This is a genomic window from Arthrobacter sp. StoSoilB20 (assembly GCF_019977295.1).
Classification (GTDB): Bacteria; Actinomycetota; Actinomycetes; order Actinomycetales; family Micrococcaceae; genus Arthrobacter; species Arthrobacter nicotinovorans_A.
In genome coordinates this window covers 739,067-764,738 of the sequence record NZ_AP024651.1, presented here as the reverse complement: position 1 = coordinate 764,738, position 25,672 = coordinate 739,067, and the positions used below count along the sequence as shown (strand labels likewise).

Here is a 25,672-nt window from a genome sequence, read left to right as displayed (position 1 = left end):
TGTTCTGAAAACTGTTGTTCTGAATCTTTTGCTTGGCTAAAAGGTGCCGGTCAGGTTCCGGCGAGTCCCGTCGTCGCGACGCCCTTGATGATTTGGCGTTGGAAGAACAGGAAGACCACGATCAGCGGCAGCGCGGCAAGCAGTGCGGACGCCATATTCTGCGCGTACTGGATGCCGTAGGCGCTCTTGATGGTCTGCAGGCCCACCGGCAGGGTGAGCAGGTTGCCGTCGTTGGTGGCGATGAACGGCCACAGGAAGTTGTTCCACGCGCCGATGAAAACGAAGATCGCGACGGCGGCCAGGATGGGCCGGGACAACGGCAGGATGATTTGGGTGAAGATCCGCAAGCGGCTGGCGCCATCCATGACGGCCGCTTCTTCGAGCTCACGCGGGATCTGGTCGAAGAACTTCTTCAGCACGAACACCATGGCCGGGTGGATGACCTGGGGCAGGATGATCGCCCACGAAGTATCGATCAGGTGCAGGGCCAGCATTTGGTAGAAAAGCGGAATGATCAGCACGGGCGGCGGGATGATGATGGACGCGATGATCACTGTCATCAGCACCTTCTTGCCCCTGAAGTCGATCCTCGAGAGCGCATAGGCAACCAGCGCGGAGATCACCAGCGTGATGGCCGTGATGGCCGCCGAGGTGTAGAGCGAGTTCCAGGTCCACAGCGGGATGTTGCCGTCCTGGAACACCTTGAGGAACGCGTCGGGGGTGAAGCCCGACGGCGGCAGCCAGGTCACGTCCGGGGCTGCGGCGTCCGTTTCGGTTTTGAAAGCGGTGGCGGTTGCCCAGGCGAAAGGAATCAGCCACAGCACTGCAATGAAGGCTGCAACGACGATGGCAGCGATCCTGCCAACTGTCAGCTTCTTGCGTGGCTGGCGGAGCTTGGGGTTCCTGGCGGTGGTGGAGCCGGGCGCGGGACGGGTCAGGGTAGGGGTTGCCATGGCTATGCGCTCCTGCGGCGGGTGATGACGAACTGCATGACCGAAACAACCACGATCAGTCCGAAGAAGATGTAGGAGATGGCTGCCGAGTAGCCCAACCGGTATCCGGTGAACCCGGTTTCGAAGATGTACTGCACCACGGGGCGGGTGGATCCTCCCGGACCGCCGGCGGTCATCTGGTACACCTGATCGAAGATCTTCAGCGATGCCAGGATCTGGAGCAGCACGATCATTACGGTGGTGGGGGTCAGTTGCGGCAGCGTGATGGAAAAGAACTGCCGCCACGCTCCGGCGCCGTCCAAGGAAGCGGCCTCGTAGTGCTGGGCGGGAATGTTCTGCATGGCCGCCAAGTACAGCAGGAAGTTGAAGCCCACAGTCCACCAGAGCGTAGCGATCACGATCGCCCACATGGCCACGTTGGGGTCATTGAGCCAGGCAACCCTGGGGAGCCCGATTCCTGTCAGGAACTCGTTGATCAAGCCAAGCTGCGGGTTGTACATCCAGGTGAAGAACAGTGAAACCACCGTGGAGGCCAGCAGGTAGGGCGCAAAGTAGGAGAGCCGCCACAGCCACTGGGCCGGAAGTCCGATGTTGAGCAGCGCGGCCATGACCAGGGCCACGAGGACCAGTGGGACAGTGCTGATCACCGTGAAGTAGAGGGTGTTGCCCAGGGACCGCCACATGTCGGCGTCGGCCAGGGCTTCGGCGTAGTTCGCAAAACCGATCAGGTTGTCATTGGCGCCAGTGAGGGATTTGCCCGTCAGGCTCATGTAGAAGCCGTAGATTATGGGCCAAACAAGGAAAACAAGGAAGAAGACGAGGAATGGTGCTGCGAATCCCCAGCCGCTGAGGTTGCTGCGGGTGCGGCTCCCGGATTTGCGCAAATTCTCCGGCCTCGGCCGGGACAGCGTAGAGGTACTCATTGAAGAACTCCTTTGTTCGCTCGGTACGGGGTCCGGCTAAACCGGGTTGGGACGGGAGAGGAGGGTGTTGGTGCGATGCTCGAAGGCATCCCACCCTGCGGCTGCCTTGTCCCTTCCCAGGAGGACGTTCTGTACCGTCTCCGCGAAGTAGGTTTGCCAGTCCGAGCCGGATCCGCTGAACCAGGATTCGGGATCATAGGCGATGATGTCCGCCGCGTTGGCGTAGTGGATCTGCGGCGTCAGCTCGCGGTACGCCTGGGACCGGACCACGGGCTGGTAGCCCGGAATGTGCCCGGCCTCCGCCCAGGACAGTGATCCCTTGAGGACATCGGTGACGAACTTGTAGACGTCCCGGCGCTTGTCCTCGTCCAGGTTCAGCTGGCGCGGGAGTACAAAGGAGTGCGAGTCAGCGTAGGAGGCCGGCGTCCCGTAGAGGGTAGGAATGGTGGCGGCGTCCACAGGTATTCCGGCCTTCTTCATGGTGGGCAGTTCCCACACGCCGCTGAACAGCATCCCCGATCCGCCGCGGGCAAACTCCGCGATGCCCGTGCTGATGTCTCCGGCCTGGGCGGCGATGGTGTCATCAAACAGGGACGCCATGAATTCCAGCGATTCAATGGCCGCGTCCCGGTCCACTTCCATGGGCCGGCCCGGTGTGAGCACCATGTCCGCGCCGTGCTGCTTGTAGAGGGTGTAGAACAAACGCCACATTTGCGATCCACTGCCGAGGTAGCCGAAGGACAACCCGTGGGCCTTGGTGACCTTCTGCATTTCCAAGGCCATGGCTTTGAACTCGTCAGGAGAATTCACTTCCTGCAGTTGCCCGTTGCTGCCCAGGACACCGGCTTTTCCTGCGATGTCCGTGTTGTAGAACATGACGAACGGGTGCGAGTCCAAGGCAATGGAGAAGACCTTGCCGTCATGCTGGCTCTTCTCCCAGATCCTGGGGGCGAAATCGGACGCCGTAACGCCGTTCTCCGCCAGCAGGTCCAGATCCCACGGCTCAATAAGTCCGCCCGGTGCATATCCGGGAACCCGGCTTGCGTGCATGATGGCTACCTCGGGAGGACGGCCACCTGCGGAGGCCATAGCCAATTTGGTGTAGTAGGGCGGTCCCCAGGCGAGCACTGTGGGGTGCACCTTGAAGCCCGGATTGGCCTGGTTGGCGGCGTTGATCATGGCCTGCATCTTGATGCCATCACCGCCGGAGAGGAGGTGCCAGAAAGCGATGTCCTGTACCGCTGCCGCCTGGGCCGCTCCTCCGCAGCCCGTGAGGCCGGTGGCCAGGAGGCCTCCGCCAAGAAGGGCCGAACCTGTCAATAACTGTCTCCGGGACAACCGCTTCCCGGTCAAAGATTCAAACTGCTTCACCCGTCACTCCTTTGGATGGGTCCGCTGAAAGGTCACTGCTGCATTGCTTTGTTGAATGCGTTATTGAAATGCGTGTTGAAAATGCAGGCAGAAGTGCGTTGCGTGCCTGCGTTGTTGCTGCAGCGCGTTGCGCGCCTGTGTAGTTGCTGCAACTGCTTCGCCGCTGCACTGCTGCGCTGCATAAAGTCCGGCTCCGGCGCGTCCCCGTTTCGGGTAATTGGTGGCCCGGGGGGTGACGCAGATCTCACATTACATCGTTGTAATAGGTAGGGCAAGAGAAAATTGTTAGCGCACACAATTTAGTGGAAGACTCTCGGATCAGCCCTTGCTGCTGTCCCGTTCCTCAATGGTGTAGTCGATTTCAACCAAACGCTGCCCATGGGACCTGTCGGACATGCGCTCAGTCAGCAGGCGCAGGGCCTGGGTGGCAATGGCTCGCTTGTCAAAGGAGACGGTGGTCAAGGAAGGCACCGCAAAACGCCCGTCGATCACGTCGTCGAAACCCGCCACGGCAATGTCATCCGGAACGCGGACTCCCCTTTTCCACAACGTGTTCAAGGCACCCAAAGCCATGGAGTCGGTGAAACAGAACAGTGCCTCGGGCAAAGGATTGGCATCCAAATACTCCGCCAGTGATTTCGCGGCTGAAGCGGGCGTCCAGCTGTCGCAAGAGATCATCAGCGATTCATCCTTGGCGATTCCCAGTGTTTGGAGCGCGGCTTCATAGCCGCCTGTCCGCTGGATCGCCGTGGCTGATTGCCTTCCCCGGTTGACGCCCAGAACAGCGATACGCCGGCGGCCGGGCCTGGCCAAGGCCAGGGTCATATCGCGTGCTGCGGCGAAGCTGTCCACAAAGACGCGGTCGGCCAGTTGCTGGGTAACCTCGCCCAGCAGTACCACTGGAGGCAAGGCCACACCCATCTGAACGGCGCTTTCCTTGAGCACCACGGGATTAAGAATCAGCCCATCAATGAGGTTGGCCCGGGCGCGGGTCATCAGCTCATGCTCACGGTGGGGGTCGGAGCCGGTCTCCTCGATCTGAACGCTGAACCCTTGGGCGTGGGCAACCTCCACAATGCTCTGCGCAAGTTCAGCCGAGAACGGGGTGGCAAGGTCCGGCAGCGCCAGGCCAATAACACCCGACCGGCCATTTCGCAGTCCGCGCGCCGAAAGGTTGGGTACGTAGTCGAGCTCCTGCATGGCCTGCTCCACCCTTAGCCGGGTGGGACCACTGACCGGAACGATGCCGTTCATGACGTTTGAGACCGTTTTAGGCGAAACCCCCGCACGGCGCGCTACGTCCTTGACCGTTGCGCGCAATACGCCCCCTTGCAGCAGTGTTGACCGGCGATGCGATTGACCGGGTTCCTTGATGCTACGCGAATTTCGCCGGTGAAGTCCGTGTTCCCCGCCCGCGGAGACCGCGCTCCCCCGCCCAATAAGGCTGCACCCCGCCGACCGGGAACGCGTTTCTTTGCCCGCACGCCCATGGACGCGGTGACGCCCGTTCCGCATTGGCCGTCCATGGGCGCAGTTCCGCAGTGGCCGGCCTTGTCGGAGCAAATGTTCCGCCGGCCGACCCGGGCCGCTGCTGCCGCCTAGTTCTCGAAGGCTGCGTTCTCGGAGACCGCGCTCTCGAAGGCAGCGCGGAAGGCAGCGCGGAAGGCAGCGAGTGCCGCATCGCCCGCGTCCACGCCGGCTCCTCCGGCGGCATTCGCTTCCAGGCCGACGACGCCCGTATACCCGACGTCCTGGAGAGCAGCCGCGACGCCCGGGTAGTTGATCTCCCCTGTCCCCGGTTCGCACCGGCCTGGAACGTCGGCCACCTGTATTTCTCCCACCCAAGGCAACGCGGCCCGGACCAGTTCGATCAGGTTCCCCTCGCCGATTTGGGCGTGATACAGGTCCAGCATCATCCTGACGTTGGGGTGGTCGACCGCCGAGACCAGCGCCAGGGTGTCTTTGGCCCGCGCCAACGGGATTCCCGGGTGGTCCAGGACGGTGTTCAGGTTCTCCAATGCGAACACCACGCCGTACTTTTCACCCAACACCCCCAAACGCTCAAGGGTTCTCCTGCCCGTCAGCCACATTTCGCCGGTAGAACGATGAACGGGCCGGACAGCCCGGCCACCCTCGCCCAGTTCCGCAGGGTGGACCACCATGCGCTCGATGCCGAGTTCCAGTGCAGTCGGAATTAACTTCTCCGCCGATGCCAGCACTTCATCGGCGCTTTCAGGATCGGTGAGGCTACCGCCAAAATAGCCGCTCATTGAGGAGAACCGGGCTCCCGTGGATGCCAAAGCCGCGATGTCCCGGCCGCGGGTGTCCCACAACTCCACCTCGAAGCCTTGCCCGTGAATCCTTTCCACCCGCTCCGTCAAGGGCAGCTCCCCGTACAGCATTTCGGCGCAGGCAGCCAGGCGGAAACTCACGCGTTTCCTCCTACGTTCAGAAGTGCAGGCTCCGCCGGCTGCAGTACGGCAATTGATGCCACCTCAACAGGCAGCCCTGTCTGAGCCGAACGGGAGGCGGCCAGGGCAACAGCCAGCGCGTTCCGTGCGTCGACCGCACCGGCGCGCGAACGGTTCCAGCGGCAGCCCCCGCCGTGGCTTCACTACCGTCGCGGTCCGCCTTGACGGCATCCACAAAGTGCGCCAGTTGAGCCGTGTAGGCGTCATGAAAGAGGTCTACGTTCAGGCGGACCGTATCCGAATGGATACCGGCGGCAGTGTAGCTCCTAGCCGTGCTGGCTTGGGGGCCTCCGGCCGTCACCATTCCGGCGGAGCCGAACACTTCTCCCCGTATGTCATAGCCGTAGAGGGCGTTGAAGTTGGCTTCGGCCACGGCTATGGCTCCATTGCTGTAGGTGACGGTGACCACGGCGGTGTCCAACAGCCCGCCCTCTTTTGCTTCGGGGGCTACCAGCGCATCAGCCACGGCATGGACGCGAACGGGGACAGCCCCCGGGTTCAGCCAGTTCAGGGTGTCAAAGTCATGAATGAGGGTCTCAAGGAAGATGGTGTCCGGGGGAATCCGCTCCGGATTGGCAATCCCCTCCAGGCTGCCCGGATCACGGGTCAAGGAGCGCAGCAACTGCGGGGTTCCCACAGCCCCCTGGTCAATCAACCTGCGGGCGGCAGCGAAGTCCTCAGCGTAGCGGCGGTTGAAACCGAACTGGACCACCACGCCTGCAGCCTCTGCCGCTTCCATAGCCTCGTCGAGTTCTTCCAGGGTCCGGCCACCCGGCTTTTCGCAGAAGACATGCTTTCCAGCACGCGCTGCCGCGGCTATCAGCCCGGAATGAAAGCGGGCCGGAGCAGCAATGAGAACAGCGTCCACCTCGGGGTCGTTCAGGACATCGGTGGGGTCAGTGCTGATTTTCCCGACGTCCAGGCGGTCGGCCAAGGCCTCGACGGCGGGAAGGGACGGATCCGCTATTGCCTCCAGTCGGGCATTGTGGATGCGTCGCGCGACGGACTCGGCGTGGAATCTCCCAATCCACCCGGCCCCAATCAGGCCGATGCGAACGGGCCGGTCTTCACTGACCGGATGCTGAAGGTATCCCATGGTTGCTCCTGAATATGTTCATCTAGATCGTTCTAGTTCGACTATATTGACATGCGGTTTCCGTCCCGTCTAGATCGTTCTATACACTGGTTGCAACTGGAGGATATATGTCAGAAGTGCAGCGCCGCCCCACCCTGATGGACGTAGCCGAAGCGGCCGGCGTCTCGCGCGCCCTGGTGTCCATCGTCATGCGGGGAGCTCCCGGAGCGGCCGAATCCACCCGGCAAAAGGTGCTTCAGGCAGCTAATGACCTTGGATACCGGGCAGACTCCCGTGCAAGGCTGCTGCGGAGCAGCCGGACCAAGCTCCTGGGCCTCTCTTTCTCCACCGCGCAGCCCTTTCATGCCGAAATTGTTGATGCCGCCTACGCCGAGGCGTCGGCCAAAGGCTATGAAATAACTCTTAGCGCCGTCGCCAACGGCAGGCCTGAGGCCCGCGCCATCGAGACCCTGCTGGATGTGGGCGCCGAGGCATTGATCGTCATAGCCCCCACCCTTGGCATGGAAGATCTCTCGCTGCACGCCCGCTCGGTGCCGGTGGTAAGCCTTCTGCGTGACGACGTGGGGCAGGCTGTGGATTCGGTCAGCAGCGACGACCAAGCCGGCATCGCCATGGCCGTTGACCACTTGGTCAGTTTGGGCCACCGGAGGATCGTTCACGTCGACGGCGGCACTGCGGTTTCGTCGGAAAATCGCCGGGACGCCTACCGCGCGGAGATGATCCGGCGCGGACTGACCCCCTGGGTTGTTCCGGGTGGTCCTGGAGAGGAAGACGGCATGGACGCGGGCAGGATCCTCCAGGCTGACCTTCCCACGGCCGTCATCGCCTTCAACGACAGGTCCGCGCTTGGAATTATGGAGAGTTTCAAGGCCGCAGGGATCAGCATTCCTGCGGATGTGTCAGTTATTGGCTACGACGACAGCCACTTCGCCAAGTTGAGCTACGTCCAACTGACCTCCGTCAGCCAGGACGCTCCGCTCCTTGCCGCCGCCGCCGTCAGCCGCGCCGTGGACCGGATCGAAGGAGTCTCGACGCCGGGCAGCGTGGTCCGGACGCCGCACTTGGTGCTTCGTAAAACGACCGCCCGGGTTCCTGATGGAATCAGCAACACCTGACAAAGCCCCCTCTTAGTGACAGATCACTGTAAAGTGTCTATATGCCCAGGATCACGGCCGCCACGAACGCTGCCCAACGCGCCGAGACCCAACGGAGGATTCTCACTGCCTTCGGTGAACTCCTCTTCACCCACGGCCTCCCCGGCCTCACCATGACAGACGTCGCCCGCCACGCGGGCGTTGGCCGCACCGCCGTCTACAACTACTACGCGGACATGGAACAACTGCTGATCGCGTACGCCCTGGACGAGACGGAGCGCTTCATTGTTGATCTCCGGGAGTCACTGGCCGCGTTGGAAAACCCTGTGGACAGGCTGGCCCTTTACGTCCGCGCGCAAGTGGAGGACCTGAGCCGCCGCCACCTGCCCCCGGGACCTGCCATGGCCGCAGTCCTCTCTCCCGGCTCCTTTGCCAAGCTCGCGGACCACGTGGGCGATCTCAATATCCTTCTGCAGGACATACTTCAAGACGGCGTCCGCCAGGGCTACCTTCCCGACGTCGACGTCGCCCAGCTGGCTCGACTCATTCACGGAACGCTGTCTGCCAGCGCCGCACGACGCAACCGAACGCCCGACGGCGGGACTACCGCGCCTGCCCAGGCCTCCGACGTCGAGGTCAAGTCAGCTGTTGAAGCACACGCATCTGTTGAAGCCCATACTGCGCAGACCGTACATTTCATCCAGCTCGGGGCGGGAGCACGCTTCGACGAAGCCGGGCGGCCGATCCGACTGGAAGCAGCCGTCCAGGAAGCACCCATCCACGACGCACCCATCCACGACGCCCTGGCGGGCTAGTGCAGGGGCGGCTGCCTGCCGTTACTGCCCCGCTGGAAGCGTCGGGATGATCGGCCACTTTGAGTTATCGGCAATCCGCAGGTCCTCGCGCGGGCACAGCAGCTTCCCCGGAGTTTGATCCACCAGTTCCGGTTCCACCAGGCCCTCGTAGCCTGAGGTGAGGATGACATCCACGGACTCGTCCTCACGGTTGTCCTGGAAGTAGTCCGTGCCGGCAAGGTTGCGCTGGACGTTGAACGCAGCCGCCTGGCCCTTGACGCCGGAAACTACTACGGCCACTCCGGCATAGGCGGTCTCGCTGTTATCCACCGAGGCCACTTTGAAGCCCCGGGCAGTAAATTGCTCAGCCACGGTACCTGCCAGGCCGCCGCGGGAGGTGGCGTTGAAGACGTTGAGGTTCACTGTTTCGTTCGGAACGTAGTCGAACGTGGTGGTGGGGCACAGGCTCACCGGGGCTTTACTGGCGATCGCGGTGGGGACTTTGATCACGCCGTTCATGATGGCCCAGGCTCCCACCGCCCCGGCAGCGATCACACCCACCAGCAGCACCAGGACAATTCCGTGAAGCAGCCGGCGCCGGAAACGGCTCTTCTGGGCCGCGGCATCCTCGGCAAAGGTGGCCCGGAGCTCCGGGCCGGTGACCACGTGGTGGCCATGGAGCAGCGTCACATCCTTGGGACGCTTACGTTTTTTTGCTGCGGGCTCCTCCGGACTGGTGGGACCCGTCCGCCTAGCCATCGATTACCAACACACGTGCGTGAATCGCGGTCCTTTGGTGCAGCGCCGTGCGGACGGCCCGGTGGAGGCCGTCCTCGAGGTACATGACGCCCTGGTACTGGACGACATGGGGGAACAGGTCGCCAAAGAAGGTTGAGTCCTCAGCCAACAATGCCTCCAAATCCAAGGTCCGTTTGGTGGTTACCAGTTCATCGAGGCGGATAGGGCGCGGAGGCAAGGCAGCCCAGTCCCGCGGCGCCGAGTATCCATGGTCAGGGTACGGGCGTCCCTCGCCCACAGCTTTGAAGATCACCCTGCAAGCCTATGGAAGTTGGCGCCCTAACGGAACTTGTGACCCGCGGCACAGGCAGGTTGTAGCCAAAAGGTGACTTCCGGTTCCTGCTCCAAGGCCCCGGACCTGGACGACCGCAGATCACCGGCTCAAGCAACACCTTGCCCAGATTCACTGACATATTCAGTTCCTCGGCTACCCGCTCCGCCGTCGGGCGCAGGTGCTTCCTGGCATCCTCCGGCATACATAACCTCCTAAAGCCGTCCAACACTACGACCACTACGACGTTCCAATTGCTCAAACAGCAGTTATGCTAGTCGTTGGATTTATTGTTCCGGTTTGGGGCGGGCATGGGAATTGCTTTTGATGAAGGCGCAGCCGACGCGCTGGTCAGTGCCGCGAACTCTGCCGACGAGGTTCTGCGGGCCGAGGGAGGCTTCCTGTGCGGGGCCATAGAGCAGGCAGTGCAGGACTTCAACGGGGGCTACGGGCGTCTGTTCAAGGACGCCTGCGCCATCACCGGCGGCACGGACGGCATCTACGGGTACTTCGACAGGAGAACCGAGTCATGTAAAAACCAGGCCAGGATCGCCTTGGGCTGGGCCGAACAACTCACGAACCCGAAAACATGACAACCACCCACCGCAGCCGGCACAGGCGAGTCCTTCCCGCGGCAATCCTTCTTCTCACCCTTGCAGGGTGCGGGACAGCGCCGAGCACCAATCCTCCTACCAGCACTGCGGAGCAGACCATGGGATCAGAACAAGCCCGCAAGGAATATCTCGACCTCTTCACCAAGATTCAAGCCCACGCCCCGGGCGACTGGTCAAAGGTCACGCCAGACAAACCCGGAGGGGTCTGTGATGGCCCTCCCGGCACTGAAGGCACCCAAGTCTCTTTCGATGCCACCCGAAGCCCGCTGAGCCGGGAAGAAATGGACGCTCTCCACGACAAGGTCAAGGCTGAGTTCGAAACCACAGGGTTCACCGTCACGCAACACACCGACGGAGGCGAAAACTCTGTCAGAAGAACCGACGTGTTCGGCCCCGAAAAGTTCGTCATGGGAATCACCACCGGCAAATACGGCATCGCCCTCGGCGGAAATACCCGCTGCGTTCCCGACCCGGAAAGCAAATTCCGGTAGGAAGCAATGACCACCACATACCGCCGCCGGTACTGGCGCATCCTTCCCGCCGCTGCGATCCTTCTTCTCACCCTTGCGGGGTGCGGGACAGCGCCGAGAACCAACCCACCTACCAGCACCGCGGAGCAGGCCATGGACCCGGAACAAGCCCGCAAGGAATACCTTGACCTCTTCACGGAAGTCCAAGCCCTCGCCCCCGGCGACTGGACAAAAGTCACTCCAGAGGCACAGGGGGACGTCTGCCATCTGCCTCTGGGCATGGAGGGGACTCAATTCAGCTTCGACAGCACGCAGGTCGCGATCTCAGAAGATCAGGCTGAAGCGATGCATAAGACGGTAAAGGAAGCCTTTGAAAGCAAAGGGCTAAGAGTTGTTCAAACCCAGCCTTCAGGGGCCAACCGAGACCAGATCACCACTGGCTTTGGCGATGGCAAGTTCTCCCTGCAGCTTGGGACGAGCAGCTTCGGCACCACGCTCGGCGGCAACACCCGTTGCGTTCCCGACCCTGAAAGCAAATTCCGGTAGGAAGCAATGACCACCACATACCGCCGCCGGTACTGGCGCGCCCTTTCCACGGGTGCCGTCTATATCCCTCCTGTGGCGTCACAGACGTCACAGCTGTGAGCGCACCCGCGCGGACTGACAGAATAGGGGCATGACTCAACCGCTCCAAGGTACTGACCGGACCGCTGCCCACACCACGCCTGCCCTGGCGTTGCTGTTGGATGTCGACGGCCCCATCGCCAGCCCTGTGACGCGCGACGTCAAGCCGGACATCATCGCGGACCTGGTGGCGCTGGCCTCGGCGGGCATTCCCGTCATTTTCAACACGGGCCGCTCGGATGCGTTCATCAGCGAGCAAGTCATGGAACCCATGATCGCCGCCGGAATGCCGGCCAACACTGTCATCCACGCGATCTGCGAGAAGGGTGCGGTGTGGTTCAGCTACACCGCCGAAGGCCCCGGTCCCATCCATGTGGACCACGAACTCGCCGTGCCCAAGGCCTACGGGGACGACATCCGCAGGCTGGTTGCCGAAGACTATTCCGCCCACATGTTCTTTGATGAGACGAAGCGCGCCATGGTTTCGGTGGAGCAGCACCTGAACGTAGCCAGCGCTGACTATTTGGCGGAACAGAAACTCTTCGACGCCGATGCCCTGGACATCATGGGACGCCACGGCCTCAGCGCCGCGATCCTGGACCACCATGCACCGGAATCCGATGACACGGCAGATTACCGGCTGGACCCCACCATCATCTCCACGGACATCGAATCCGTCCGCCTCGGCAAGGACCTCGGTGCCAGCCGCGCCGTCGAACTTCTCGCAGCCCAAGGCATTACGCCGCTTGCCTGGCGGACCGTGGGTGATTCCCGCACGGACTACGCCATGGCAGACTGGCTTCACCACAACGATCACGACGTAAAGCACGTGGACGTCCGGCCCGCAGACGGCGTACCGGTGAAGCCCTACACCATCCTGACGGCCGCTGACCTTCAACTGGCGGACGATGTCATCCACGACGACGCCGGCGGCGCTTTCCTTCGCAGCTGGCGCGAGGCGCTTTCCATCTAGCAACCAGTGAGACCAGTTCCACGCACCGACGATCCCGGAGAAACAGCCATCACACAAGCACAGGTCGATCCGATTTACCACGGCAGCCCGTCCATCGAAGAGGACACGATTGCTGAGGCGATTTCGCCTGCCGTCGTAGCGCATCTTAAACACAGGCCCGACGTCGTCCGTCACCGTGGGCGGTACGCCCTGGTCAACGCCGACCTCACCCCGCAACAAGCCATGGTGTCCGATCTTCTGGCTGTGAGGGCGGCGCTGGACGCTGCCGGCGTCGACTTCATCCTGGTGCGCGGCAACGATGAGCGGCCCGTCATCGCGGTGGACTGGGAGTCGCGCAAGGATGTCCGTGAGGCGCTGGTTTCAGCATTCCGCAACGAGCCCTTCTACTCCATGACCGTGGACGCCAAGAAGAAGACCTCGGTTCTGGTAGCCGACGGCGAGTTGTCCGCCAACCGAAAAGCCCGCATCTTCCGTTTGTACCGCCCCCGCGTCGAAACCGGCGGTGGCCTCTGGTACGGGCCGGCCCTGGGCGTCCAGCTGGAGCTGTGGCGCTTTGAAGGCGACCACCTTGAGCTGCCCGTGGAGAATTCCCTGACCCGCCGCACCATGCTGCGGCAGGACGCGGTCCGTGGCACCGTCCAGCGGCACGGCCTGACCTGGCCCACCATCGAGAACATGTTTGCGGACCACGCCAGCGACATCGACTTTGATATCGACATGGTGTTCTCCTGGGTAGACGGCAGCGACCCCGAGTACATTGCGCGGCGTCGCGCCCAGCAGGCTGAGGCAGTGCTTGGCGAAGGCGACGACCACGAGGCACGCTTCCGCCAGATCAACGAACTGAAGTATGCGCTGCGCTCGGTGCACATGTTCGCGCCCTGGGTCCGGCGGATCTTCATCGCCACCGACTCCCCCGCACCGGAATGGCTGGCCGACCACCCGTCCGTCACCATTGTTCGGAGCGAGGAGTTCTTCGCCGATACCTCGGTCCTGCCCACGCATAACTCGCAGGCCGTGGAATGCCAACTCCACCACATCGAGGGACTGTCAGAGCACTTCCTGTACTCCAACGACGACATGTTCTTTGGCCGCCCCGTAGGCCCGGACATGTTCTTTACGCCCGGTGGCATCACCAAGTTCATCGAAGCGGACACCAGGATCGGCTTGGGCGAGAACGACGCCGAGCGCAGTGGCTTCGAGAACGCGGCACGCGTTAACCGCAAGCTGCTCTGGGAACGCTTCGGCCGGATCACCACACGGCACCTCGAACACACTGCGGCTCCCCTGCGGCGCAGTGTGGTGGCTCAGATGGAGAAGGAATTCCCGGCCGAGTTCGCCAAGACCGCCGGAAGCCGTTTCCGCGCGGCGGACAACATCTCGGTCACCAACTCGTTCTACCACTACTACGCGCTGCTCACGGGCCGGGCAGTCACGCAGACCAGTGCCAAGGTCAGGTATGTGGACTCCACCATGTGGGCCGGCCTGCACTACCTGCCCAAGCTCCTGGCGAAGCGCCACATGGACTTCTTCTGCCTGAATGACGGCAGCTTCCCGGAGGTTGAGGCGAACGAGCGCGCCGACCTGGTGACGGACTTCCTGGAGAAGTACTTCCCGGTCAAGGCGCCTTGGGAGAAGTAAAGCCACTGGGAGCAACAAGCGGCATCGAGGAGGTGTGCGTGCCCGGCGAAGTATGGGCACCCACCCGCGATTCGTGCGGAATGCGGATGCCTGCCTCAGCCAGCCTGCGCTGAACCTCGGCTGCGTCCACGGGCTCGCCCACTGTGACGCCCCCGGACATGGGCACCACCGAGTGCACAATCGTGTGTTCGTACACGTGGATCATGTTGTACGACTGCGCGCCGTCCCTGCCCCGCTGTCCGCCCGCACGGACCCCAAGGTCCTGCGTGTAACACGTGGCTGAGGCGACCGATACCGGAATGCCGGCGAAGCCCGCCGTCGTGGAGTAGTGCAGGTGACCGGCCAGGATGGTGCGGACATCGGTATTACGCACGACGGCGGCCAGCGCGGCTTGGCCGCGCAGCTCCACCAGCACCGCGAGGTCCTGGACGCACGGGACGGGCGGGTGGTGCAGGGCAAGGATGGTGCCGTCGGGCGCGGGGGTGGCCAGTTCGGCGGCGAGCCATTCCAGCTGGGATTCGGAGAGTTCACCGTAGTGGTGTCCCGGAACGGTGGTGTCCAGCGTGATGATGCGCAGTCCGTTGACGAAGTAGCTGCGGTCCACCGGATCCTGGGGTTTGCTGGCCTCGGAAGCGTCGGCGAAGGCGGAGCGGAAGTTCGCACGGTTGTCGTGGTTGCCCATGGCCCAGATGGCCTTGGCTCCAAGGGCTTCGCAGACCGGTTCGATCATGTCGCGGAGCCGGTTGTAGGCTTCCAGCTCGCCCTTGTCCGCGAGGTCTCCGGTGAAGATGATGGCCTCAGGCCTGATCCTGGAGGCGACGATCTGGTCGCAGATCTCCTGGAGCCTGGTGGCGCTGTCCACGGAGCCGTAGAGCGTGCCTGGACCACCCACCAGGTGCAGATCACTCAGGTGCAAAAGCACATGACCTGGTTTGGGGTACTCGGCCTCGATGAGCTCCATGGCTGCCTTAGCGTTTGGTGGGAGACGGCGCCTCCCGTGTCAATCCAGTAGGGCCAATCCAACCAGACAACCAGCCAACATCTGGCTAACATCCGGCGGAATGTTGGAAAATTACTTTCCTCCCTTCCAAATTGATGGCCTTATGCCAGCGCCTTTTCCACTGCGTTCACAAGGTCTTCGGAGTCAGGCTCCACTGTGGATGGGAACCTCGCCACAAGTTCACCCTCCCGGTTTATGACGAACTTCTCGAAGTTCCACTTCACCTTGACCGGCTGGCCGTCCTCATCCTGGGTCAACTCCGCGAAGAGTGGATGTTGCTCCTTGCCCAGGACGTTTGCTTTGCTGGTCAGCGGGAAGGTCACACCGAAATTCCGCTCGCAGAACTCCGCGATCTCCGCATCCGCGCCTGGTTCCTGGCCGCCGAACTGGTTGCAGGGCACTCCGAGGATCTCCAGGCCCTGCCCGCGGTATTTGCCATACAGCTCCTCGAGCCCGGCGTACTGGCGGGTGAAGCCACATTCGGAAGCGACGTTGACCACCAGGACCGCTTTCCCCTCGAACCGGCCGAAGTCCGCTTCTGAGCCATCGTTGAAGGTGAGGGGAATGCTGTACAGGCTGGTCATGGGATTCGCTTCCTGACGTCGTCGGCTGGCGGGCTTGCCGCCATCGAGCTTACGGGAGCCTGCTTTGGGGCGCGAAACGCAGGAGCCTCTAGGGCGTCGGCGGCAGGACCAGGGTGGAGAGCAGAACCACCGTTCCGTTGGGCAGCCGGACCTTGTCCGGTGCCACCAGGACGTATCCAGGCGGAAGAACCACCGCCGGTGGGGTTGACGGCAGGACAGCAACGGGCGTTGGAGCCGGAACGGGAGCCACTGGTGCCACGGGAGCGGTAGCAGGCGCCACGGCCTGCGTCACGGCTGGGGCAACAGGCGCTGGAGCGACCACTACAGGAGCTACAGGAGCCGGGACTACTGCGGCGGGTGCTGCCGGGGCAACTACGGCCGGGGCCGGAGCGGGCGCGGCTGGCGCTGCGGGAGGCACGACGGCGGCCGGGGGTGCCACCGTTTTAGCGGCAGGTGCCGTGGTGGTGGTCGTCGCTGACGGAGCCGAGGTGCTCGGCGACGGTGTGGGAGTCGGGGTGGCGGTCTGCGTCGGCGCGGCGGTCTGCGTCGGCGCGGCGGTCTGCGTCGGCGTGGGCGTCGCTGTGGCAGTCGGCGTCGGGGTCGGCGTCGGCGTGGGCGTCGCTGTGGCAGTCGGCGTCGGCGTCGGCGTCGCTGTGGCAGTCGGCGTCGGGGTCGCCGTCGCGGACGGTGAGGAAGTCGCCGTCGGCGTCTGCGTTGCGGTTGGTGTCTGCGTTGCGGTTGGTGTTGTGGTGCCCGGCGGTGTGCTGGTGACCGGTGGCTTCGTGGTGACCGGTGGAACAACTACAGGCAGTGGCTCCGGCTCTTCGTGCTCTCCGCCGATGACGGCGCGGTTGGTGCCGTCGGCTACCGGAACAGCCCATACCGGGGCCGTGGACGTCCCTGTTCCAACACCGGGTTGGTAGTTGACCATGGTGATGTTCTGCAGCGGATCAATCTGCCGCATCGGCAGGTAGGTCCAGCCATTGGGATTGGTGTGCAGGCCGTTGACGATTGTCTCGAAGTGGAGGTGGCATCCGGTGGACCAACCGGTGGTCCCGACCTCGGCGATTACTTCGCCGACGCGGACCGATTGTCCTTTGGTGACCCCGATGGCCTGCAAGTGGTTGTAGGTGGTGACCAGGCCGTTGCCGTGTTCGATTTCCACGCGGTTGCCGCCGCCCCACAGGTGCCAGCCAACGGCCCTGACCACACCGGCGTCGGCAGCGTAGACGCGTGTCCCGCAGGCGGCGGCGTAATCCTGTCCCCAGTGGAATTCGCCTGCGAGACCCGTCAGCGGGCTGTAGCGGTATCCGTAGGGCGAACTCGGGTTGAGGACTTCAAGGGGAGCATACAAAGCGCCGGCAGGAGGGCGGGACAGTCCGGCTGAAGCCACTGTCAGACCTGTTGAGCCGTCTTTGCTGACGGTCCGGACCATGGCGCGGTCGAAAAATACCATCGGGGTGCCGGGGAGTTGTTCCGGGGGTTCGGGCGCGGGATCAATAACCAGGGTCTCGGCCTCGGGCGGCACCAGGCCGCCCAACGCTGCCGGCCCCACCACACCCTGTGCCAGGGAAGTATCAACGTTGCTCGAGAGGACCGCATTCAGCGGTTGGAAGCCAAAAGCGAAGAAGGCCAGAACGGCCAGGCTCCCCGCGATCAGCACGCGACGGAAACCTCCGGCACGGATCAGGTCTATTGCCCGGTCTGAATCATGATGCTTGCCCACAAAACACTCCCCAAAAGCCAGCGGCACCAAACCCCAGCCTGGCGTGCAAGCACCATTGTTGCGGGTATCAGAGAAGAAATAAAGGCTTCGTGGGCGCTTGCCGCGGAAAGGTTGCATCAGTTTTTGCTCAAGATGTCTTGAGCAAGGTTGGGACCTGCAGGACCGGATCGTTTCTGCACCTGAGGCCGCATGCAGGACCCCACCAGGAATGAGCCTGAATGACCATCCAGCCGGCACCTGAGGCCCGGGTTGGAGACCCATGACGGACGACGGCAGCGCCTACACCCATAACCTGACCCGGGCGGAGACCTCCCGAAGTACTCCGGATTCGTTCCCACCGCCGAAACCATTGGAACGGGCTGGGACATCATCAGCTCACTGATCCAGGCGGATTCAGCCTCTAGCCCAGGTTTTCCTTCAGCAGGGCACGGTGCTCGACGGCGGCCGTGGAGTGGAGCGCGCGGCCGGCATCCGTCAATTCCAGGAAGAGGGAGCGGCGATCGTCAACGCAGGTTTGGCGCGACACCAGTCCTGCCTTTTCCAATCGGTCAACCACCTTGGACACGGCACTTTGCGTCATGGGGGTGCGCTCCCCCAAGGACTTCATGCGGCACGCGGACTCTTCGCTTTCGGCCACGAGATCCAGGATTTCGAACTCATTGAGTCCAATGTCGAACTTCGCTTCCAGGGCGCGGTCGATCGCTCCTGCGGTTCGGAAGTAGGAGCTCTGGATGCTGCGCCACTGCTCAACCAGTTGACGGTCACGCGTCGTTGCCATGTGCCTGATTCTAGTTCATGACGCCGCTTGAATCCACGTCATACGATTCTGCGTCATAAAATGACATGTCATCGTAGTCCTTGTCATTGAATGACACGTCATATAGATTGAAGCGCATGACATCACCCACCACCCTCAAATCCTCAACTGAGCCGCCTTTGGTTTCAGCCGTTCACTGGACCCGCGCCCAGTGGCTGCTGCTGATGGTCGTCTGCACCGTTTTGGCCCTCGACGGGCTGGACGTTTCCATGGTTGGCGTTGCCCTGCCTTCCATCGGACAGGAACTGAACCTGGGAACCGATTCCCTGCAGTGGATCGTCTCCGCCTACGTTCTCGGCTACGGGAGCCTGCTGCTCCTGGGCGGCCGACTCGCGGACCTGTTGGGCCGCCGTCGTATCTTCCTTATCGCCTTGACGGTGTTCGCTGCTGCCTCGCTCCTGGGCGGACTGGTGGACGACCCCGCCATTCTGATCGCCACCCGGTTCGTTAAGGGACTTGCCGCCGCTTTCACCGCACCCACCGGCTTCTCCATCATCACCACCAACTTTGCAGAGGGACGCGAGCGCAACAAGGCGCTGTCCATCTTCACCACGTTCGGCGCAAGTGGGTTCTCGCTGGGCTTGGTGGTGGGCGGGCTGATGACCAGCCTCAGTTGGCGCTGGACGTTCCTGGTTTCGGTGCCGATCGCCGTGGTGGTGGTCCTCCTGGGCATGAAGTTCATACCCAAGGACAAGCCCTCCGTTGAAGACAGCGGGCATGACGTCTGGGGCGCAGTCACCCTCGCGTTGGGCATGCTCGGCCTCGTGTACACCTTGGTATCAGCACCGGAACAGGGCTGGGGATCTGTGGCAACAATCGCCGGATTCGCAGTTTCCGTAGCCGTGCTGGCCGCCTTCGCTGTCATCGAGAACAAGGTCAAGCACCCCCTGATCCGCTTCAGCATCCTCAAGGAAGGCTGGGTAGCGAGGGCCAACCTCAGCGCGGTGGGACTGTTCGGGTCCTACCTGAGCTTCCAGTTCATCGTCACCATGTACCTGCAGTCGGTGCTCGGCTGGACACCCCTGGGCATGGCACTGGCCCTGTTGCCCGCCGGCCTGTTGGTGGCCACAAGTGCCCCGTTCGCGGACCGGCTTATTGAGAAGTTCGGCGCCACGCAACTGATCCTGGCAGGCCTCACAGCCATGGGGTTGGGCTATGTCCTGTTCCTCCGAGTCGGCACCACGCCCAATTACGCCCTGGACATCCTGCCGTCGGTGGTGCTGCTGGGCGTCGGCTTTGCCTTGGCTTTCCCGTCCATCAACGTTCAGGCCACCGCAGGAATCAAGGACTCCGAACAGGGTCTTGCCGCCGGTTTGATCCAGACCAGCACCCAGGTGGGAGCCGCCCTCGTCCTGGCGGTCACGACGGCTTTGGTCAGCGGTCACGGCCAGGCCGCCGGCACCGTCAGCGCCCAAGCAATGCTGGAACAGTACCGGCCGGGGCTGATCCTCAGTGCCGCCGTCGCGATCGCCGCCCTGCTGGTCGCGGCTGCGCCGAAACGGCGCCGCGTGCATTCCTGACTCCGCCTATTGCGCCGGTGTATTCCTGCTCTGTACACCTGCTCTAGACACCTGCTCTGTACACCGGCGCAATTGCGGGGTCGAATGGGATGCATGAGGAATTACCTCACCGAGTACAGGCACGAACTGCAGCGCACCTTCACGGGGACGTCGGGCACGCCTCCGGAGTGGGTGCCGCGCTTGGCAGACGGGAACGACGCCGGATATCACCTTCCGGGGTCGGCCGTCTGGGCGGTGCACGGGCACGTTGCCACCATCGTGGCCGGGATCAGGGTGCTGCTGATGCAGGCCCTGCATCCCGGTGCGCTGGCTGGTGTGTACGAGCACTCCGGATTCCAGAAAGACCCTTTGGGCCGACTCGCCAATACCGTCCGCTGGATCTTCACGGTGACCTACGGCTCCACAGAAGCCGCCGAAGCCGCGACCGCCCGGGTCCGGAAAATCCACGAACGCGTCCGGGGAAGCTACCTTGACGGCAACGGCGTGAAGCATGACTACGCCGCCAACGACCCCGAACTCCTGCGCTGGGTCCACGTCACCTACGCGGACTCGTTCCTTGCCGCCAACCGCATCTGGGGCAGGCCGATACCCGGGGGTGCGGACGCCTATGTCCGGGAATGGGCCGCAGCGGGACGACTCATGGGAGTTCTGGATCCGCCGCTGACCGAAGCCCAGGTCCGCGCCGAACTGGAGCAGTGGTACGCCTCAGGGGTCCTGCGGGCCGACGAACGCCTGGCCGAGACGGTTTCCTTCATCCGCAACCCGCCCCTGAGCCCGTTGCTGGCGCCTGGCTACCGCATCCTGTTCGCGGCCGCCGTCGCAAGCCTTGAGCCCAAGTATCGGGACTTACTAGGCCTGCGCGCCCCGCGGGTCGGGCCAGTTCCTTTGCCGGTGGTCACCGCTGCCAGGGCCGTGCTGGGCATGGTCCGGTTTGCCTTGGGCTCCCACGGACCGAGCGAGCAAGCCGCCCGCCGAAGATTGCAAAGGCTGGGGTACGCAGAAGCTTAAGTGCCTTTTCGCTCTCCCCACCTCCGCCGAGGGGTCAGCTCTCAACCCTTTGAAGCCCACTTACTCCCGAGAACTCACCCCTCGGCAGAACCCCTAAACCCCCGGGAGCTTACCCCTTAAAGCCGAAAGCCAACCCCTGGACGCAAACCCACGTGGTGTGGACCTCGCCGAGGGGTCAGCTCTCAACCCTTTGAAGCCCACTTACTCCCGAAAGCTCACCCCTCGGCAGAACCCCTAAACCCCGGGAGCTCACCCCCTAAAGCCGAAAGCCAACCCCTCGACGCAAGTCCACGCCATGTGGACCTCGCCGAGGGGTCAGCTCTCAACCCTTTGAAACGCACTTACTGCCGAGAACTCACCCCTCGGCGGACGCCCTTGTGAACCCTAGATCAGGTGATCCGACAGGTGGTTCGGGGTGCCGAAGCGGTGGGCCGTGATGGACACAGCCTGCTCGCGGAGGAACGGCAGCATCTCGATCCGGCCGGCCTGGGTCACAGCACCGTGGTAAACGGCCACATCCGGCCGGCCACCCATGGCTGCGCTCAGCGCAGCGAAGTCGCCACCGATCAGGCGGATCCGGCCGGCGTCGAAGTTGGCCGCACGGGCCAGCCACGCGGCGTCGTCCTCGATCCTGACGCTGACGCCCAGGTTCGCGAACACGGTAACCACGGCGTCGGGAAGTACGACGGCGGAGCTCACGGTGAGCTTCGAGCCCGCCACTGCGCCGGCTGCTGCCACGCGGAGCAGTTCGGCGAGCGGCTCGCCTTCGGAGAGCCGGATGGTGACAGGAAGGGAGCGGTAGCGGAAGACGTTGCGCTCTGCGGACAAAGCGGAGACGTCCTTGCGGGTGCCGAACTCCGATTCCCAAGCTGCGGCATCGCTGAAGAGCGACTGCTCGAGGGTCTGCAGCTCAACACCAGTAACCCCGGCGGACTTCGCAGCAGCGAGAACCTGCGCCGCCGCACCCTGGAGCACGGTGCCGCGCTTGGCCTTGGCTTCGGCGGGGAGCCAGCTGCCGAGTCCAATCAGGTAGTTCGGTCCACCGGCCTTGGTGCCGGCGCCGACGGCCGACTTCTTCCATCCACCGAACGGCTGACGCTGGACAATAGCACCGGTGATGCCACGGTTGACGTACAGGTTTCCGGCCTGGATGGTGTCCAGCCAGACACCCATTTCAGTGGAGTCCAGGGAGTGCAGGCCGGCGGTGAGGCCATACTCGATCTCGTTCTGGATGGCGATGGCTTCCTCAAGGGTCTCAGCGGTCATGACACCCAGGACCGGGCCGAAGAACTCGGTGAGGTGGAAGTAGGAGCCGCGCTTGACGCCGGAGCGGATGCCCGGGGACCAGAGGCGGCCGGTCTCGTCGAGGCGTTCGGGCTTGATGGCCCAGGTCTCGCCGTCGCCCAGGGTGGTGAGGGCGTTGAGGAGCTTGCCGTTGGCCGGTTCGATGATCGGCCCCATCTGCGTGGTGGCGTCCTCCGGGTAACCAACAGTGAGGGAGCGTGCGGCGTCGATCAGCTGGTTGTGGAAGCGGGCGCTCTTGGCCACCGAGCCCACCAGGATCACCAGTGAGGCAGCAGAGCACTTCTGGCCGGCGTGCCCGAATGCCGAGTAAACAACATCCTTGGCAGCAAGGTCCAGGTCAGCACTCGGGGTGACGATGATGGCGTTCTTGCCGGAGGTCTCCGCGAGCAGCGGCAGGTCCTGGCGGAAGGAACGGAACAGCTCAGCCGTTTCGTAGCCGCCGGTGAGGATGACCCGGTCAACGCTGGGGTGCGAGACCAACTGGGTGCCAAGCTCGCGCTCTTCGAGCTGGACGAGGGCCAGCACTTCACGCGGCACACCGGCTTCCCACAGGGCATCCACCATGACCGAACCGGAGCGGCGGGCCTGCTTTGCAGGCTTGATCACGACGGCGGAGCCTGAGGCGAGCGCTGCAAGCGTCGAGCCTGCGGGGATCGCCACCGGGAAGTTCCACGGCGGGGTCACCACGGTGAGGTTGGCTGGGACGAACGTGGCGCCGTCGACCGTTTCCAGGTCCTTGGCGCGCTCGGCGTAGTAGTGCGCGAAGTCGATTGCTTCACTCACTTCGGGATCGCCCTGGTCAATGGTCTTGCCGGTTTCGGAGGCCATGACCTCAAGGAGCTCGGCGCGGCGGGATTCGAGGACCTCGCCGGCGCGGTGCAGGATCGCGGCACGCTCGGCGGCCGGACGTGCACCCCAGGCCTTGCCGTGGTCCACGGCGGTGGCGATGATGCGGTCAAGTTCAGCGGCGTCGGAAACCTTGGTGGATTCGACGATTTTGTTACCGGCGGTGGAGCCGGGGATGCGGCTGAGGATGTCGCGGCCCCAGGCACGGTTGGCAGGCAGTGCGGGGTCCGTGTCGGGGGTGTTGCTGAAGCCCTCGAGCAGTGCCGGCTCCGCGGGGAGACGGCGGTCCTGCTTGCGGTTGGGCCCCGGGACCTCGTCCTTCATGTTGGCCAGGGAGTCCAGGAAGCGCTTCTGCTCCCGCTTGAACAGGGCTTCATTTTCGCTCAGCTCGAAGACCGCGCTCATGAAGTTTTCCTGGCTGGCGCCCTCTTCGAGGCGGCGGATCAGGTAGGCGATGGCGACGTCGAACTCGCCCGGGTGCACCACGGGTGTGTAGAGCAGGAGGCTGCCGACGTCCTTGCGGACTGCGGTGGCCTGACCGGTCGCCATGCCCAGGAGCATCTCGAACTCAATGGCCTTAGGCCCCTGCTGGGCGATCCCACGCTGCTTGGCGAGGAGCCAGGCGAAGGCGACATCAAACAGGTTGTGCCCGGCGACGCCGATGCGGACGGCGTCGATGCGCTCGGGGGTGAGGGCGTAGTTGATGACGTTCTTGTAACTGGTGTCGGAGTCCTGCTTGCTACCCCAGGTAGCCAGCGGCCAGTCGTGGAGGGAGGCCTCGACCTGCTCCATGGGCAGGTTTGCGCCCTTGACCACACGGACCTTGATGGGAGCGCCGCCCTGGGCGCGGCGGGCGGCGGCCCACTCCTGCAGTTCCTGCATGGCACCGAGTGCGTCCGGAAGGTAGGCCTGGAGGACGATGCCGGCCTCGAGGTTCTTGAACTCGGGCATGTCCAGGATGCGCTTGAACACCGCGATGGTCATGCTGAGGTCCTTGTATTCCTCCATGTCCAGGTTGATGAACTTGGGCTTGGGGAAGGAAGCGGCAAGGCGGTACAGCGGGGTGAGCTTCTCCACCACGTGGTCCACGGCTTCATCGAAGGCCCATGGGGAGTGCGGTGCCACGGTGGAGGATTCCTTGATGGAAACGTAGTCCACGTCGTCGCGGGCAAGCAGCTTCAGGGTGCCTTCGAGTCGACGCTGGGCCTCGTGCTCACCCAGGACTGCTTCGCCAAGGAGGTTCACGTTCAGGTGGACGCCGTCCTGGCGGATCTTGGCGATGGCGGGGCCAAGCTTGGCATCGGTGGCATCCACGATCAGGTGGCCCACCATTTCGCGGAGAACCCGGCGGGCGATCGGGATGACTACCTGCGGGAGGATCGGAGCCATGACGCCACCCACGCGGACAGCGCTGCGCATGTACCACGGGAGGAACTTGGGCACCTTGGGCGCAAGCTCGGCGAGTTTGCGGCCGGCGACCGACAGGTCTTCAGGGCGGATGACGCCGTCGACGAATCCGACAGTGAAGTCAAGGCCGTTGGGGTCCTTCAAGACGCCGGCGAGGCGCTGTGCGGAGACGTCCACGGGGATCTTGCCGGCTTCTGTCAGCCAGTGCCGGACCAAGGCGATGGCTTCTTGTGCCAAGGCGTCGAACTGTCCGGAATCCTGGGTGCTCGGGGCGGTGGCATCCGGGATGGTGCTGGTCATGGGGGCTCCTTCTGAGGCGGAGAAGTTTGTTTGTTTCCATCAGTATGGATCTACAATCACGTTAGGAAAAGCGATCTTTTCTGACGAATATTGATTACCCATCCCGACCTTTTGGAGGCCGCCGTGCTGGACGTCCGCAGGCTGCGTTTGCTGCACGAACTTAAAATCCGCGGGACCCTCGCGGAAGTGGCCGACGCTATGCAGTACAGCCCTTCTTCGGTGTCCCAGCAACTGACCCTGCTGGAGAAGGAAGCGGGGGTTGAACTGCTGCGAAAAGCCGGGCGCCGGGTGCAACTGACACCCCAGGCTGAGATCCTCGTGGCGCATACCGCAGCACTCCTGGAGACCCTTGAGCGCGCCGAAACCGAGCTCGCAGCGTCGCTGTCCATGGTGACCGGAACCGTTCGCCTGGCAGTCTTCCAATCCGCCGCCTTGGCGCTGCTGCCCGATTTCCTCACCATCATGCGCCAGGAGTATCCCGAAGTGCGGGTGGAAATGACCCAGCGCGAACCCGAAACCGCACTCTACGAAACGTGGGCGCGGGACTTCGACCTGGTGGTGGCCGAGCAGTATCCCGGCCATGCTGCCCCGCACCACAGCGGGCTGGATCGAGTCATCCTCACCAGCGACGCCATCCGGCTGGCCACTCCCCCCGTTGGGCTGGGGGGCGAAACCGTCTCATCCCTTGCAGACACCGCCTCGATGCCGTGGGTCATGGAGCCCCGCGGCGCAGCGTCGCGGCACTGGGCGGAGCAAGCCTGCCGGTCTGCGGGTTTCGAGCCGGACGTGCGCTACGAAACGGCCGACCTCCAGGCACAGATCCGGCTCATCGAATCCGGCAATGCCGTGGCACTCATGCCGGACCTTGTGTGGACCGGGCGCAACCTGACCGTCCAACTGCTGGACCTTCCAAGCCTGCCGAAACGGACAGTCTTCACGTCCACCAGGACCGCCGGCCGCATTCACCCCGCAACCGCAGCCTGCCGCGAAGTACTGGAACGGGTGGCGGCAGCACAACAGCAGGATGCCGAGCAGCAGGCAGACGCCGGATAGCTTCAGGGAACGCAAA

Annotated in this window: 22 protein-coding genes and 1 pseudogene; 10 read left to right on the top strand and 13 right to left on the bottom strand. The window is 63.5% G+C overall.

Going from position 1 to position 25,672, the window contains the following annotated elements:
- Window positions 1-50: 50 nt before the first annotated feature.
- The 6 genes and pseudogenes from LDN85_RS03635 to LDN85_RS03610 all read right to left on the bottom strand — a co-directional run bounded on the left by LDN85_RS03635 (window position 51) and on the right by LDN85_RS03610 (window position 6,814).
- A complete protein-coding gene (locus LDN85_RS03635; protein ID WP_223944617.1) occupies window positions 51-953 on the bottom strand; it encodes a carbohydrate ABC transporter permease in 903 nt (300 codons plus the stop codon).
- 2 nt (window positions 954-955) lie between these two features.
- Entirely contained in the window at window positions 956-1,876 is a 921-nt protein-coding gene (locus LDN85_RS03630) for a sugar ABC transporter permease (protein WP_026541846.1), read from the bottom strand.
- A 36-nt stretch (window positions 1,877-1,912) separates the two neighbouring features.
- Complete coding sequence (locus LDN85_RS03625; RefSeq protein ID WP_026547598.1) at window positions 1,913-3,247, bottom strand: extracellular solute-binding protein; 1,335 nt, start codon at window positions 3,245-3,247, stop codon at window positions 1,913-1,915.
- A 318-nt stretch (window positions 3,248-3,565) separates the two neighbouring features.
- On the bottom strand, window positions 3,566-4,501 hold the full coding sequence (locus LDN85_RS03620) for a LacI family DNA-binding transcriptional regulator (protein WP_051420907.1): 936 nt from the start codon (window positions 4,499-4,501) through the stop codon (window positions 3,566-3,568).
- A gap of 344 nt (window positions 4,502-4,845) precedes the next feature.
- Complete coding sequence (locus tag LDN85_RS03615) at window positions 4,846-5,679, bottom strand: TIM barrel protein (protein WP_223944616.1); 834 nt, start codon at window positions 5,677-5,679, stop codon at window positions 4,846-4,848.
- Window positions 5,676-6,814 (bottom strand): annotated as a pseudogene (locus LDN85_RS03610) (Gfo/Idh/MocA family oxidoreductase). Before LDN85_RS03610 ends, LDN85_RS03615 begins: the two are co-directional and overlap by 4 nt.
- A 107-nt stretch (window positions 6,815-6,921) precedes the next feature.
- Between LDN85_RS03610 and LDN85_RS03605 the strand changes: the two are divergent.
- Both LDN85_RS03605 and LDN85_RS03600 read left to right on the top strand, forming a co-directional pair.
- Window positions 6,922-7,929 (top strand): LacI family DNA-binding transcriptional regulator, encoded by a 1,008-nt coding sequence (locus LDN85_RS03605; protein ID WP_223944615.1) that lies wholly within the window; start codon window positions 6,922-6,924, stop codon window positions 7,927-7,929.
- Between the two features lie 41 nt (window positions 7,930-7,970).
- The gene (locus tag LDN85_RS03600) at window positions 7,971-8,723 is read left to right on the top strand and encodes a TetR/AcrR family transcriptional regulator (RefSeq protein WP_223944614.1); all 753 of its coding nucleotides are present in this window, start codon (window positions 7,971-7,973) and stop codon (window positions 8,721-8,723) included.
- Between the two features lie 21 nt (window positions 8,724-8,744).
- Here LDN85_RS03600 and LDN85_RS03595 read toward each other — a convergent pair whose 3' ends face one another.
- Window positions 8,745-9,392: a LytR C-terminal domain-containing protein gene (locus tag LDN85_RS03595; RefSeq protein ID WP_026541840.1), complete on the bottom strand. Its 648-nt coding sequence runs from the start codon at window positions 9,390-9,392 to the stop codon at window positions 8,745-8,747.
- Between the two features lie 61 nt (window positions 9,393-9,453).
- Complete coding sequence (locus LDN85_RS03590; protein WP_011773432.1) at window positions 9,454-9,753, bottom strand: type II toxin-antitoxin system VapB family antitoxin; 300 nt, start codon at window positions 9,751-9,753, stop codon at window positions 9,454-9,456.
- Between the two features lie 329 nt (window positions 9,754-10,082).
- On the opposite strand from LDN85_RS03590, the gene LDN85_RS03585 reads away from it, so the two are divergent.
- From LDN85_RS03585 to LDN85_RS03565, 5 genes are all read left to right on the top strand, one after another.
- Window positions 10,083-10,364: a hypothetical protein gene (locus LDN85_RS03585; protein WP_223944613.1), complete on the top strand. Its 282-nt coding sequence runs from the start codon at window positions 10,083-10,085 to the stop codon at window positions 10,362-10,364.
- Between the two features lie 119 nt (window positions 10,365-10,483).
- On the top strand, window positions 10,484-10,876 hold the full coding sequence (locus LDN85_RS03580) for a hypothetical protein (RefSeq protein WP_223944612.1): 393 nt from the start codon (window positions 10,484-10,486) through the stop codon (window positions 10,874-10,876).
- 132 nt (window positions 10,877-11,008) lie between these two features.
- Complete coding sequence (locus LDN85_RS03575) at window positions 11,009-11,401, top strand: hypothetical protein (protein ID WP_223944611.1); 393 nt, start codon at window positions 11,009-11,011, stop codon at window positions 11,399-11,401.
- A 130-nt stretch (window positions 11,402-11,531) separates the two neighbouring features.
- Window positions 11,532-12,452: a hypothetical protein gene (locus tag LDN85_RS03570; RefSeq protein ID WP_026541836.1), complete on the top strand. Its 921-nt coding sequence runs from the start codon at window positions 11,532-11,534 to the stop codon at window positions 12,450-12,452.
- 6 nt (window positions 12,453-12,458) lie between these two features.
- Window positions 12,459-14,090, top strand: a complete 1,632-nt coding sequence (locus tag LDN85_RS03565; RefSeq protein WP_175493466.1) for a stealth family protein — start codon at window positions 12,459-12,461, stop codon at window positions 14,088-14,090.
- Here the strand turns inward: LDN85_RS03565 and LDN85_RS03560 are convergent.
- The 4 genes from LDN85_RS03560 to LDN85_RS03545 form a co-directional block, all read right to left on the bottom strand.
- Complete coding sequence (locus LDN85_RS03560; RefSeq protein ID WP_026548299.1) at window positions 14,068-15,051, bottom strand: phosphodiesterase; 984 nt, start codon at window positions 15,049-15,051, stop codon at window positions 14,068-14,070. The genes LDN85_RS03565 and LDN85_RS03560 overlap by 23 nt on opposite strands.
- 140 nt (window positions 15,052-15,191) lie before the next feature.
- Window positions 15,192-15,674 (bottom strand): glutathione peroxidase, encoded by a 483-nt coding sequence (locus LDN85_RS03555; protein WP_026548300.1) that lies wholly within the window; start codon window positions 15,672-15,674, stop codon window positions 15,192-15,194.
- Window positions 15,675-15,762: 88 nt separating this feature from the next.
- Complete coding sequence (locus LDN85_RS03550) at window positions 15,763-17,400, bottom strand: M23 family metallopeptidase (RefSeq protein WP_223944610.1); 1,638 nt, start codon at window positions 17,398-17,400, stop codon at window positions 15,763-15,765.
- 400 nt (window positions 17,401-17,800) lie between these two features.
- On the bottom strand, window positions 17,801-18,178 hold the full coding sequence (locus LDN85_RS03545; protein WP_026541831.1) for a MarR family transcriptional regulator: 378 nt from the start codon (window positions 18,176-18,178) through the stop codon (window positions 17,801-17,803).
- Between the two features lie 116 nt (window positions 18,179-18,294).
- Between LDN85_RS03545 and LDN85_RS03540 the strand changes: the two genes are divergently transcribed.
- Window positions 18,295-19,737 carry an MFS transporter gene (locus LDN85_RS03540; RefSeq protein WP_026541830.1) on the top strand — a complete coding sequence of 481 codons (1,443 nt, stop codon included), beginning with the start codon at window positions 18,295-18,297 and terminating at the stop codon, window positions 19,735-19,737.
- Between the two features lie 84 nt (window positions 19,738-19,821).
- On the top strand, window positions 19,822-20,745 hold the full coding sequence (locus LDN85_RS03535) for an oxygenase MpaB family protein (RefSeq protein WP_223944609.1): 924 nt from the start codon (window positions 19,822-19,824) through the stop codon (window positions 20,743-20,745).
- 384 nt (window positions 20,746-21,129) lie between these two features.
- Here the strand turns inward: LDN85_RS03535 and LDN85_RS03530 are convergent, their stop codons facing one another.
- Window positions 21,130-24,603 (bottom strand): proline dehydrogenase family protein, encoded by a 3,474-nt coding sequence (locus LDN85_RS03530; protein WP_223944608.1) that lies wholly within the window; start codon window positions 24,601-24,603, stop codon window positions 21,130-21,132.
- Window positions 24,604-24,726: 123 nt separating this feature from the next.
- Between LDN85_RS03530 and LDN85_RS03525 the strand changes: the two genes are divergently transcribed.
- Window positions 24,727-25,656 (top strand): LysR family transcriptional regulator, encoded by a 930-nt coding sequence (locus LDN85_RS03525; RefSeq protein ID WP_026548306.1) that lies wholly within the window; start codon window positions 24,727-24,729, stop codon window positions 25,654-25,656.
- Window positions 25,657-25,672 lie beyond the last annotated feature (16 nt).